The organism is Deltaproteobacteria bacterium (assembly GCA_016931625.1).
In the GTDB taxonomy this organism is placed as follows: domain Bacteria; phylum Myxococcota; class XYA12-FULL-58-9; order XYA12-FULL-58-9; family JAFGEK01; genus JAFGEK01.
The window spans coordinates 17,788-30,427 of record JAFGEK010000180.1; the positions used below are offsets into that span (position 1 = coordinate 17,788).

11 protein-coding genes are annotated in these 12,640 nt (G+C 40.5%); 4 read left to right on the forward strand and 7 right to left on the reverse strand.

Going from position 1 to position 12,640, the window contains the following annotated elements; all coding sequences use genetic code 11:
* The first annotated feature begins 19 nt into the window (after positions 1 to 19).
* Positions 20 to 1,279, forward strand: coding sequence for a glucose-1-phosphate adenylyltransferase (glgC, locus tag JW841_15575; GenBank protein ID MBN1962352.1), 1,260 nt, complete (start codon positions 20 to 22; stop codon positions 1,277 to 1,279).
* 31 nt (positions 1,280 to 1,310) lie between these two features.
* Here glgC and JW841_15580 read toward each other — a convergent pair whose 3' ends face one another.
* The 4 genes from JW841_15580 to JW841_15595 form a co-directional block, all read right to left on the reverse strand.
* Entirely contained in the window at positions 1,311 to 3,161 is a 1,851-nt protein-coding gene (locus JW841_15580; GenBank protein ID MBN1962353.1) for an FHA domain-containing protein, read from the reverse strand.
* Between the two features lie 118 nt (positions 3,162 to 3,279).
* Positions 3,280 to 5,403 carry a C40 family peptidase gene (locus JW841_15585; GenBank protein ID MBN1962354.1) on the reverse strand — a complete coding sequence of 708 codons (2,124 nt, stop codon included), beginning with the start codon at positions 5,401 to 5,403 and terminating at the stop codon, positions 3,280 to 3,282.
* A 94-nt stretch (positions 5,404 to 5,497) separates the two neighbouring features.
* Positions 5,498 to 6,508 carry a protease SohB gene (gene sohB / locus JW841_15590; protein MBN1962355.1) on the reverse strand — a complete coding sequence of 337 codons (1,011 nt, stop codon included), beginning with the start codon at positions 6,506 to 6,508 and terminating at the stop codon, positions 5,498 to 5,500.
* A gap of 85 nt (positions 6,509 to 6,593) precedes the next feature.
* Positions 6,594 to 7,349, reverse strand: a complete 756-nt coding sequence (locus JW841_15595) for a DedA family protein (protein ID MBN1962356.1) — start codon at positions 7,347 to 7,349, stop codon at positions 6,594 to 6,596.
* Positions 7,350 to 7,527: 178 nt separating this feature from the next.
* Here JW841_15595 and JW841_15600 point away from each other — a divergent pair, with 178 nt between their 5' ends.
* The 3 genes from JW841_15600 to JW841_15610 are packed head-to-tail and all read left to right on the forward strand — an operon-like array spanning position 7,528 to position 9,796.
* A complete protein-coding gene (locus tag JW841_15600; GenBank protein ID MBN1962357.1) occupies positions 7,528 to 8,160 on the forward strand; it encodes a MotA/TolQ/ExbB proton channel family protein in 633 nt (210 codons plus the stop codon).
* The gene (locus JW841_15605; GenBank protein MBN1962358.1) at positions 8,141 to 8,605 is read left to right on the forward strand and encodes a biopolymer transporter ExbD; all 465 of its coding nucleotides are present in this window, start codon (positions 8,141 to 8,143) and stop codon (positions 8,603 to 8,605) included. Before JW841_15600 ends, JW841_15605 begins: the two co-directional genes overlap by 20 nt.
* A 30-nt stretch (positions 8,606 to 8,635) precedes the next feature.
* Entirely contained in the window at positions 8,636 to 9,796 is a 1,161-nt protein-coding gene (locus JW841_15610) for a pyridoxal phosphate-dependent aminotransferase (GenBank protein ID MBN1962359.1), read from the forward strand.
* Between the two features lie 209 nt (positions 9,797 to 10,005).
* Here the strand turns inward: JW841_15610 and JW841_15615 are convergent, their stop codons facing one another.
* From JW841_15615 to JW841_15625, 3 genes are read right to left on the reverse strand one after another with little or no spacing between them, the layout of a single operon-like run.
* Positions 10,006 to 10,431, reverse strand: a complete 426-nt coding sequence (locus JW841_15615) for a hypothetical protein (GenBank protein ID MBN1962360.1) — start codon at positions 10,429 to 10,431, stop codon at positions 10,006 to 10,008.
* 14 nt (positions 10,432 to 10,445) lie between these two features.
* Positions 10,446 to 11,435 (reverse strand): hypothetical protein, encoded by a 990-nt coding sequence (locus tag JW841_15620; protein ID MBN1962361.1) that lies wholly within the window; start codon positions 11,433 to 11,435, stop codon positions 10,446 to 10,448.
* Positions 11,435 to 12,166, reverse strand: a complete 732-nt coding sequence (locus JW841_15625; GenBank protein MBN1962362.1) for a hypothetical protein — start codon at positions 12,164 to 12,166, stop codon at positions 11,435 to 11,437. The genes JW841_15620 and JW841_15625 overlap by 1 nt, the downstream gene beginning before the upstream one ends.
* Between the last annotated feature and the right edge of the window lie 474 nt (positions 12,167 to 12,640).

Genomic DNA, 12,640 nt, shown 5'->3' on the forward strand with positions numbered 1-12,640 from the left:
CATTAAAGTTATTTTTGAAATGCTTGATCGTAGTCGTTTAGTACTAGCAATGGTACTCGCTGGTGGGCAGGGAGCACGCCTATATCCCTTGACCGCTCATCGCGCCAAATCTGCTGTACCTTTTGGCTCTCGCTATCGCATAATTGATTTCATTCTTAATAACTTCGTAAACTCTGGAATTTACTCGATTTATGTTCTAACTCAATTTCGTGCACAGTCTTTAACCGAGCATATTCAACGTTATTGGCGTTTTGGTGCTTTTATTACTGACCACTTTATTACCTTAGTACCAGCACAAATGTACCGCTACGAAGAATTAGGATCATCTTGGTACCGTGGTACCGCTGATGCAATTTACCAAAATGCTCATCTAATAGATGACTATTCACCAAAGTTGGTTGCAGTATTTGGCGGAGATCATGTGTTTAAAATGGAAGTTAGCCACATGGTTGAATACCACCAAGAATGCAACGCCGATATAACAATTGCTGGTTATCGAGTACCTATCGAGCAAGCATCACGCTTTGGTGTGCTGCAAGTAAATGACTCAGCAAAACTGCTTAGTTTTTCTGAAAAACCCGTAAAGCCACCGGATCTTACCAATAAGCCCGGATGGGTTTACATATCAATGGGCAATTATATTTTTAACCGCAAAATCTTAATAGACTTATTAGGTGAGGATGCGCATGACCCCGAATCATCGCATGATTTTGGTAAAGATATAATTCCACGAGCACTGCGTGAAGGTTATGATATTCGTGTTTATGATTTTCATAGCAACCCTATTCCGGGCCAAGACAAACCAAATACATATTGGCGAGATATAGGTACTATTGATGCGTATCACGAAGCATCTATGGATCTTGTACAAGTTGTACCAGAACTCGATATATATAATCCTGAATGGACTTTGCGCGCCGCCAGCATTTTTAGTCCTCCAGTAAAATTTGTTCATGAAGCAGGTCATCGTATCGGCCATGCTATTAATAGTCTTGTTGCTGGTGGTGTTATAGTCTCTGGCGGTTTGGTGCGCGAATCACTTTTATTTCGTCGAGTGCGTATCAATTCATTCTCTATCGTTGAACATTCTGTCTGCTTTGATAATGTTGAAATTGGACGAGACTGTCGTTTGAAAAAAACCATCATTGATAAAGATGTTTCAGTACCCCCTGGCACCCGTATTGGCTATGATGTTGAAGAAGATCGAGCTCGCGGTTTTACGGTTACCGAGAAAGGTATAGTAGTAGTGCCAAAAGCTTATCGATTTGAAAGCCAGTAGGGAAGGTGCTTACCGCGTTTAGGCATTACAATTATTGCTGCAATATAAGCGCAATTTCATCAACAATATTTACAGTTGTTTCGTATACTTCAGCATCTCTTAAACGCATGGCAACTATATCATCGGCTTTGTTTTTACCCTTACTAAAAAACATGTCATTGATACGGTTATTTTCACTATGCAGTTTACGATAAAGATTTAACAATTTGCTATTATACTTTAACAGTGTGGGATCTTCAGCAATAGTCTTTTCAATAGATTCTCGTTTAGCAATATATTGAAGATAAGTGCTGGCAGTATTTAGCTTGCTAGCTACAGCATTTTGTTTGACTGCAATCTGCGTTAATGGTTTTGTTGCTATTGTTTGTACTGAATTGTTTGCAGAACTATTAGTTGCTTTTATAACCGCAACTTCATTTTTACCACTTGATACGCTGGTCGCAGTTTTTTCAGTATTAATATTACTAACTTTATTGCTACTAGCATTATTGGTGTTAATCGCAACTTTGTTTGAGCTACGATAACGAATTTGCGCAATAGTTGCTTGCGACACCCCAACTATAGAACGTACATGGCTAAAAGTTGAAGCAGCACCTAAAACTAAAATGACAATTAAAAACCATTTTGCTACTTCAAATTTTTGATACCAGCGATAGCTAACTAAAATCACTATGCCGACTGCTAAAATACTTAGCAATGGTCCCACCAGGTTAAGCGCCTGTAATGGTGCTAAAGTAACAATAATACCGACAGCAGAGGCAATTGATATAAGTGGTACTGCGCTATAGCAGGTAACAAACATATTACTACGTAATAGCGCAGTTGATTGACCGCCGAGCTTTGCAACAAACCAGTGCAATAAGGGATGCCATAAAAAGCCAATAATAATACTTGCAATAATCGCACTAATTATGGCGATTAACGGTGAAATGACTACCTGGTTGACGATATTCAGATGACCATGAACCACGCTTAAGATCAGCGATGCCACCAACGGCGCTAAGCTACTAATAAGTGTTGCAGGGATCGCCCAACCAACAATATCAACGGCTCGCATCGCCTCATGTTGGGGATTATCAATACTTGCACGCACAAAGGCAAAGGGGCGTACAGCTAACTTTGGTATTGCCATAAAATAATAAGCAATTGCTGCCTTTATTCCAGCAAATAATCGAGGTAGTTGAAATTGGCTTAACTCATCTTTAAAGCTGGCAACAGTATCATCAATAGTAATTGATTGTACTTCTTGAACTGTAAGCGCTGAAGTTTCTTTGGTAACTGCTGGCGAAGGTTGGGTAATTGGTTTACTGATCGCAACCTCATTAATGGTTGCTTTTCTTACTGTCGCAATTTTTTCATCGGATATATTGGCAAAAACGGCATCAGAAGATGGCGCACCGGTTATCGGTGCACTAGCTGGCGCAGCATTAACTTTTATAGAAGGTTGAACTTCGGTAGGAATATGCTTTATTGCAGCTGCCCTTGCCACATCACGACGACTTTGTGAATCAGGTTGACGAGAAATTGAGGGCATATCTAAAGCTGATGTTTTTGACCCATCCGTAAGTTCAGGTATAATTGCATCAGTTGATGTTGATGAAATGTCAGTTACTTCAAAACGCCAACGAAATAAGCCAAATGCAGCACCACGCGCCAGCTCAACCGGGCCATTAACCCGCTTCTCCCCTAAAAAAGTGCCATTTGATGAGTGCAGATCTTCAAGAAACCACCGACCTTGTCGCCAATAAATTTTCGCATGAACACCTGAAACACCTATATCTGGCAATACTACGTCGCAGCGAGTACGATCGCGGCCAAAAATAGCGCCTTCTGCAGGTACACGATGAATTTTGCCTGTATGGTCTTTAAGCTGAATATACATCGGCTTAATCTCCGTTACATTATAAAAACCCTAACCCTTTGAATTTACGACTAGCACAAATATTACTGGTTGTGCATCCGATGTCCATCCGATGTCCATCCAATTTCCATCCCACAAATCACAACTCGTAGCGAGCTGTAACATCTAATACTGCATCAAAAAAATCTGTATCACTTACACCGTTGAGGTTACGACGGGCTGCTCCTCCAAGAGAAAAATATCGAGAAAATTGCAAACTAAATGCTGCAAAAAGGTACTCGCTATTAGATCCTTTTGACAAAAATGGGGTTAGGCTTACAAAACCACGGCGATAATATGCAAAATATAAACTTAAGGTTTTACTGCTTGCTGGTAGATACAAATTACGTAAGTCTAGGTAAACAAACAAATTACGACTAGCATAATGAGAATCATTTACAGTAAAAGAGCCATAATCTTGATATGCAACGCCAAGACCAAAACGCCGTTGCACTTGATATCCGGCATCGAGGTATATTCCTTGACGTGGTGAATTTGCTTGAAAATGATCTAAAAGATAAAGTTTTGAAATTGCATAAGAATCTTTTTCGTAACGTGGTATTGATTTTCGATCAAGTTCATAAGCCGCATCGAAATATGAAGGTATGTACGAAGCACCTGATAAGCTCAATTCACCACGTAATCGCACTGCATGAAAACCATGTTCTTCTAAAGCACTACGAATCAGCAACCCAACACTGCTGCCATAACCCGTTTTTTGTAAAAAAGATAAAGAAGCCACACTAAGATAAGTAGATAGCCAAAATCGGTCTGCATTAATAGGACTGATTTCAGCCTCAACAGATAAAGCATGTAGCACATTATTTTCACTAACTGTTGTTGGATTGAATGTCTGAGCAGAATGATAAGGTGCCTTGATATCTACAACATAAGCTGCACTTAAACGAGCTGTGCGTAAAAATGATGATGAGTCAGCAATAATAAAAGGTCTAAAGAATACTGAAGCCCCTAACACACGCGCTTTCATTAAATCATCAACAAAACTTTGCACTCCAAAATTTGAAAAATCAGCGTCAAAAGCTAAAGATAATGCATCAGGCAGCAGAGTATAATCCGGCAGCATTCTGCTTTTAAGATTAGGAGTAAAATTGTGCATAGACGCGCCATTGCCCAAAGTTCCTGAAGTTGTGCGGCCTAACTCGAAATATAAGTCAGAGCCAGGTTGGCCATACCGTATTTCTTGAATGATTTTTGAATAATCAATCGGCTCATCCCATGTATTACCGGCATCAGTATGCGCACGACGCTCTCCTGCAAAAGGCGCTTCAAAGGGAGCTGCAAGTTGTATTGCCAAAGCATCATCGTGACCAAAATAACTGGACTCAACTACTGCCAGAATGCCCGCACTATCATCTAAACGTGCTGTACCTAGCCGTAGACCAAATGACGTATTAGCTTTTCGTAAAGTTACCGGACCTGTGTGCATAGCATTAGCTGGTGGTTGAAATTGTGCTAGTTGGCGCGGTCTGCTTTGTGAAGCCGAATCATCTTGTGACAAATTTGCAGCAAGAGCATCATCATCAGCTAATGCAGAACTGACTAACGCATCTAAAGAAGAAGCATTTTGTTCATCAGCATCAGCAGCATTACCTTCTGGACTTGAGTAAATACCTGGAGACAGTGAAAGAATGCGACGTGCACCAGCAAAACGTTTACGATAATACATTAAGTCAAGACGATCATAAGTTACTTCACCCTTACCTGATGAAGCATGAATCATTTCGCCATTACCAACATAGATACCAACATGGGTGATACTTTTGGCATTGGGAGATGGATTAAAAAAAACGAGATCTCCTGCGACAAGCTCTGTTACTGGTGTTGGTTCGCCTATTAAAAATTGTTCACATGCAGTGCGAGGCAAATCATAACCATTTTCAGCATAGACCTTATTTACCAAGCCACTACAATCAAGACCATTCTCGTCAACACCACCCCAAGCATAAGGTGTACCTAAATAATCACGTGCTAACTCGATAATTTCATCTGGTGTCGGGGGAGTGTCACGTTGCACCACATGCATATTACTTTTACGCCAATTAGTGCTTAGCCACAAAGGTGAAAGAAAAATGTTGGGAGTTAATTTGGTATTTGCTGCAAGTCTTAATCGGCAGCATTTATTTAGAGAATTTGCGACAAAGAGATCTGACTTAACTTGCGCAAAACCGGCCATATGCAAAGCGATAAGGCCAAGCACTAGCATTTTTCTACTCTCGTCGCTATCGCTCCTCGAGATAACATACTAGTGTCCTTAAATTTTTTAAGGCTATTGTCACGCCATTTTACAATGACGCAAATTATAGAATTTGTCGCTGGTTAAGACGATTAACCACATTATCTACAATCTGCATGCTCGTATCTGATGCCGCAGCTGTCATACGTTGGCGCCAGTCTTGTGGTGGTTTAAAAGTGACTTGATAAATATCAGCACTATCACCTTGTGAAAGTAAATAATCATCACTGGTAATCAAACGATCAACTAATTTTAACTCAAGCGCACGCTTGCCATACCAATATTCGCCGGTGGCAACCTTAGCAATATCAAGTGACGGGCGGTGTTCATTAATAAATTCTTTAAATAGCTCATGTACATCTTCAATTTGTTCTTTAAATTTTTTGCGCCCTTCAGGAGATATTTTGCCAAAAATACTCATGGTGCGTTTAAATTCACCAGCAGTGACCTCTTCGTAGTCAATGCCATATTTTTCAAGCAAACGATTAAGATTAGGCACAGAAGCAACAACACCAATAGAGCCTACCACTGCGAAAGGTGCCGCCAAAATCTCATCAGCAACACAAGCCATCATATAGCCACCACTGGCGGCTACCTTATCAACACAAATAACTAAGCGTACTCCCTTGGCTTTGATACGCGCCAGTTGTGAAGCAGCCAAGCCATAGCCATGCACAACACCGCCAACGCTTTCTAAGCGCACTATAACTTCATCTTTATCACTAATAATTGGCATAATGGCGCTGATTTCTTCGCGTAAAGTGGTTACAGCGCTTGCCATAATATCACCGCGAAAATCCATCATAAAACATCGCCGTTTATCGGTTTTTTTCTGTTTTTGCTCTTTGCTGCTTTGCTGCAAATAACGCTTAAAATCTTTACGCCCAAGTATCGCTTGACGAACGGCATCAGCCCTTTGGCGAAATCTTTTATTTAATTTGCGAACCAGAACCCGCGCTTCATGGTGTCGGCCTTTTTTAGCCAGCGCCACAATACTGCCAGTAATTAATAAAACGGCAAAAACAATAACCGTACCTTTAAGCGCAAACCCTATGACGTCTAATAACATTTGCATAAAAACGGCTCCTAACATAGGTCGCTAGTGTTAATAAACCTGAATTATAATCACAGCTTATTTAGGGGGTCCTTAAAAGGGCCTCCTAGTCAACCTGGTCATGAACTTTTGCAAGTTTTGAGTTGCCAGTGCTATCACCTTTTTGGCGAATTTTAGCAATAATCAATAAAATTAATACAATGCTTAATACACCTATAAAAAAACCACGCCCTACTTTATCGATGGCTTGATGTAACCAATCTTGCCCATAACGCGAAGCCAAAACTCCAAGAGTAAGCCAAACAGGAACGCTAATTGCACAGCCGAAAAAATCAAAAAGTATAAATTTTGGCAAAGGTACCCGCATTGAGCCCGCAGTAAAAAAGGTAACGAAACGCACGCCTGCCATCTGACGACCCAAAAAAACAGCAAATGCACCATAGCGACCAAACCAGCGTTGCACTTTAGCCAAGCGTTTATCACTTAAAACGCGGCGTAAAAAATGAAACCTATCACGTATACTCAAACCATAACGTTTACCCCAAGTGTAAGCGATAATGTCACCAAGCAAAATGGGGGTTGCAACTAATGAAAAAACCAAAATATAATGCCATAAAATAAACTCATCTTGAGCCTGTTTTATAGCGGTAAACCCTGCCAGAGTTAGAGGGATATCTTCTGGTAAAGGAAGGCCAACACCAGATAAAAATAAAACAACGACAATAACGGCCCAAATAATTAAGCGATGTTCAACATTCCAGTTGGCATCAAAAACCGTAGTAATTAAATTATGAAAAAACGACGTTGATTGAGACTGTTCAATAGCTGGATTAGTTAATAATGCTGCCAACAGAAAGGTCACAACATCTCCTTAAGTAAAAAAGCTAAACATTAATGTAATGCCTATGTATGGCATATGCTTCACTAATACGACTTTTGTAAAGTAAAAGAATGCTAATAGCGCAATGCAATAAATTATTTAATCGAAAGCATTCACATATCTTGCTTATGTAGCGCTAGCGCTCTATGAAACAGCCACTATGTTGGTATCGAGTATTGAATCCCTATATGCACGCGGTGGCATAACCTTTTTTGTCATCATTCTTTTGTCGATTGTGGCTTTAGGCATTGGTATTGAACGTTGGTATGCCACATTGACCTATAGGCGCCGACTAGAATTAGCTCGTGATCGTATTTTATCTCATCTGCGAGAACAAAAAACCACTATGGCTCAGGCAGTTAATACAACTCTACCATTACACCCGGCTACCTCTTTGTTTTCTCTCTTGCTTGATAATGAACGCCGAACCAGCAATGGTGAAATCAAACGTCTGCAAGGTCGTATTATCCGCGCAATTAGGCGTCGCTTATGGATGTTAGCTTCAATCGGCGCAATCGCCCCGTTTGTTGGTCTTTTTGGCACTGTTGTCGGGGTTATGGAGGCTTTTCAACAAATTAGCGCTCAAGGCACCGGTGGTTTTACTGTAGTGTCTGGTGGTATCTCAAGTGCACTTATTGCTACTGCCGGCGGAATTTTTGTTGGTATCGAAGCAGTTATCTTATTTAACTATCTACAGGTCTATGTCGGCGAATACACCGCGTTGCTAAAAGAAGCTGTTGAAGAAATTCGCGAATCTATCGCGGAGGTAGAAGGTGGCGTTTCAGGGTCCTAAACAACATGATAACGACAACGACGAAAGTGAAGATGAGGGTGGTGGTGCACTTTTTGCTGAAATAAACATTACCCCTCTAACTGACGTCATTTTAGTTTTGCTTATCATATTTATGGTTGCTTCGAGTGCTATGGTTGATGCCATGCGTGATGGTATGATTGATGTTAATTTGCCTACTGCTTCTACCGCGGCAAGCGAAAAAGTTGATGCCGATGCTGTCATAATTGGTATTGCTATGGATGGCCGCATTTACATGCACGATGAAGTTATCGATGAAACACAACTATTTAAAAAGCTTGAGATCGAGCGCAAAAAAAATCCTGGGGCAATGATAATAGTGCAAGCTGATGGCGAATTACAGTACCGCAAAGTTGTCGAAGTTATCGATAAACTGCGTAAAGCTGGATATGCTAATGTCGGTATGGCCGCTGAAGCTGACGAGTAACTATAAATGAATAACTATAAAGAGTAGATTGTGCAATTTTCATCACGTCTACCGCAAGATTTATCAGCAACGCCAATTGCTGCTGCATTAGATAAAGCAACAATTGATCTCACGCTTGCAAACCCAACCGAGGCAGATCTGAACTATGAGGCCACCAAGATTATCACCGCGTTTTCTAATGAAGATAATTTAATATACGACCCGCATGCACTTGGCGCAAAAACCACCCGTGATGTTGTTGCCAAATATCTTGGTACAATGGGGCGACGAATTGCCAGTGACCGCTTAGCACTTACGGCTAGCACCAGTGAAGCTTATTCCATTATATTTAAATTATTGTGTAATCCAGGTGATAGTATTGCGATGCCTGCCCCAAGTTATCCTTTAGTGCCCCATCTTTTAGAGCTTGAAGCCCTAAATTATGAAAACTATAAAATCGATTATGATACTACTAATAATAGGTGGCAGATAAATTTTGCTTCGCTTAAAAATACTCTTAATCATGGTGCACGCGCCATAGTTGTGATTAGTCCTAATAATCCGACTGGTAATACGATTGACCATGAGCAGGCTTTACAGCTAGCTGCGTTAGCTAAACAATATAATGTAGCGTTAATTATTGATGAAGTATTTGCGCCTTATGGAGTTGATGGCGTTGTCCCAAGTGCAGCTATAGCAAATGGTCCCCTTACTTTTGTACTCGATGGGTTATCTAAATCTACAGCTTTGCCGCAAATGAAACTAGCTTGGATTGCGGCGCATGGTAGTGATGCGCTGGTAATCGAAACTATGTTGCGACTTGAATGGCTACTTGATGCTTATCTATCAGTGTCTGCACCTATTTTAAACGCCGCACCTAAATTGTTAGAGACTGCGATAGCGATGCAACACCAAATTCGCACTCGCTTGCAATACAATTATGCTATTTTAGCGCTTGGGTTAAAAGATATTGCAAAAGTACAACTACTAGCCCGTGAAGCTGGTTGGTATGCGATAATTAAATTACCGCAATCTTGCAACGAAGAAGCACTAGTCACCAAACTTGCTAATGAATATAATATAAAAGTTCAACCGGGATATTTTTTTGATTTTGCTGACGAAGGTTATTTAGTCGTGAGTTTGTTGGTGGAGCCAAAGCAGATGCAGCAAGGGGTTGCGGCGCTGCAACAAGGGTTAGTACAATTATTATGAAAATTTTTTAATACATCAGCGGCTTGTTCATTTGGGGTTTTAGTAATACGCATCGAAGCGCGAAATTCACGCTCGAAACCCGTACTTAACTCTGCTGGTAATTTAATTTGCGGTTGCGATAAGGCTTTAACTCTTGGGCTTTGGTTAATACATGTTGGGGTTAAGCGTAGCTCAGAACTACAACGAAAAACTAAGCCGTCGCTAAAAAACTAATTATTAATAGCACTCAACTCTTCAATAATTTTGCGCTCATTACTGCCAGCAATAAAACAAAACATCGCCCCATTTTTTGTGCGAATACCTATGACCGGTACCGCAGGATTAAATGCCCACCATGGCCTTTCTAATGTGGCAATATCTTTCCATGACATAGTTTGCTTTTTTTGGCGACGTCGCACAGTAAAACTATTTTCATCACCTTCGATACGATAAAACGAGAAAACTATAGTTACGGTAAGCCAAAGTATAGCCGTAATAATTAGCGCAGCAATAATAAATACTAACCCAGCTGACCAATCTTGCTTACGCCATATTTGTATTAGCGCAGAGAGTACAACCAAAGTAATAAACCCGGTCATTATTGCAACTACTATCTGAATAAAATTTTGTAATTTTGGCAAATATAAAGTTTTCATCTTTCTCTCATAATTCACTTAAGTTTACAGGTTGCAATTAATTGTCTGATTGCAAAACGAGCTGCCATCCACCCATTAGCTAATTGTGCTGCACCAGGATAATTTGCTGTAAGCGTTACATATGTTGTTGATAATGGCAGAACGGCCAAAGTCACTTCACGACCATCGGCTAATGAACAAGTTCGTACTTGCGCTTGTATTGATATTTGTTCTTGAGCCAACTCGATTTTTTTAGTGCGCACACTGACTTGCTGTGGTTTACCTATACGTTTGTGAAAGTCTATGGTCAACTTAGTAAGCAATTGTTCGGCAGTTTTTGCACAAGCAATCGGCGGTGATTGAATAACAAATTCGCCATTATGACTTTGACTATAGTGATTAGTAATAATTATTGAATCATCGGTTTCTTGCAATTTGCTTTTATCATTATAATAAAAAGAAATTGGTTGATTAGATGGTTTTGCCAATACCCACTTTTCTACTGGTTGATGTGCCGGACTTTTGATAACTAAACCCGCGTTAAAAGCGGTCATCGGTGCCATTAATTCATTTGCAACTTCGTGGGGCCACTGTGCCGTGATAAAAAACACATGTGCACTACGACGATGAAGTGCGGCGCAAAACAAATTGCCATCTGGCAATTGCCCTGCATGCTCAGCAACTATAGTACCGTCTAATATATATTGAGATGATTGTGATACTGAACGCGTATCGGCAATTTCTAAAAAATCAGTAGGGATAAAATCAAAGGCAGCTTTACTATAACGCAGACCCACAACTGCTGGGTATTTAACATGGGCAAAACCAGCTAGTGGCACAAAACCATCACTGCCTTTTGGTGGCAATTTGCCTGCGCTAATAAAATCTGGCGCACTTAACCATAAGGCTTCAAGACCATCATGTTTTATTGGTGTCCACAAATAATTACGATGGGCAAACTCAGCCATCGTAGCTGCGTCAAATTTTGGCAACGGCAGCGTTGCCTGTTTTTTTATAGATAGCATTAAATGATATCTAGACCAGTCTCAATACAAGTACCAAGGGTAAAAAACATAACCGAAACGCTACCACAAACTTCAGTGCTATCATCTTGGTCAGCGTTACGTAAGCCAATGCTACCACCAGCACCAGCGCTAAATGATAAGCCACCAGTTATTGAGTTACCTTCGTAACTTGCTGTGCCTTGAGCACCAATAACAGTACCCATAAGCTCAGCATTAATACCTGTGCTACCATCGTTATTATGTGCACCACCTGCAGCGCGAGCGGTAAATACTTCCATGGTGGCATTGTTCATGCCATCATCGCTTGAAACACCAATGCGACCCATACCAGCTTGTACTTCGTTTTCGCCACCTAGCCGACCAGAAATAGTAAATACTTCGGTTTCGATACCGGTTCTTTGATCCCGCCCTTTTATTGCTGCAGCACCTGCAAAAACACCATCGCCAGTAGAAGTTACACCTGCATCGGCATATGGCTCTGGAGTTGGATTGCTACTAGTGCGTGCCGCATTATTGAAGGTTGAACGTGCAACAGCAGGTGGATCTTCTCGACGGTCAGCATTATTATCAGTAGTAGTGCTGCCCTCAGTGGTTGAGGTGCAAACATTACTAGAATAATCAGGCGCTGGCGTATAATTTAATGGTGTCTGGCTGCAAACACCCTCGGTATCGTTGTAATATTGTGAAGGATCATAAGTAGTAGAACTGTAATTACCGTTAACTTCAGTCATTTGAAAATTCCCCTTTTGATACTGCTTGTTTTTATTACTTACACAAAAGCTAATTTAACTGGTTGAAGAGCTCAAGAAAAACGTGCAAAAAAAATATTTCAATCGTTATTAACGACAATGCTACAAACATCACTATTGTTACAAACTTCAAATTGAATAAACGAATTCTCCAAAAATCTACTTGCCAATCAAACAATGAGCAGGCTTTGCTGATAATTATGCATTTATAAGTTTGATTTTGGTGAGGAGCACCATCTCACCCTCAAAGGCTCCACCTAAATTGGTGCTTGAAAATATCGATCAAATAGTGACATCGACATATATTCACCACCGCTATGCTAATTTTGTTAAAACGTATATAAACTCGTGGTAGACTCCCCATCAAGGGCTGACTCTTAGTCTCATTTTTCACTTTTATCGGAATTGGATTCCTACTTTCGTAGGAATGACGAGGAATTACGTAAAACTCTCTAC

Coding starts and splice junctions, on each gene's coding strand:
- glgC (MBN1962352.1), top strand. CDS start 20: ATGCTTGATCGTAGTCGTTTAGTACTAGCAATGGTACTCGCTGGTGGG.
- JW841_15580 (MBN1962353.1), bottom strand. CDS start 3,161: ATGTATATTCAGCTTAAAGACCATACAGGCAAAATTCATCGTGTACCT.
- JW841_15585 (MBN1962354.1), bottom strand. CDS start 5,403: ATGCTAGTGCTTGGCCTTATCGCTTTGCATATGGCCGGTTTTGCGCAA.
- sohB (MBN1962355.1), bottom strand. CDS start 6,508: ATGCAAATGTTATTAGACGTCATAGGGTTTGCGCTTAAAGGTACGGTT.
- JW841_15600 (MBN1962357.1), top strand. CDS start 7,528: ATGTTGGTATCGAGTATTGAATCCCTATATGCACGCGGTGGCATAACC.
- JW841_15615 (MBN1962360.1), bottom strand. CDS start 10,431: ATGAAAACTTTATATTTGCCAAAATTACAAAATTTTATTCAGATAGTA.
- JW841_15620 (MBN1962361.1), bottom strand. CDS start 11,435: ATGCTATCTATAAAAAAACAGGCAACGCTGCCGTTGCCAAAATTTGAC.
- JW841_15625 (MBN1962362.1), bottom strand. CDS start 12,166: ATGACTGAAGTTAACGGTAATTACAGTTCTACTACTTATGATCCTTCA.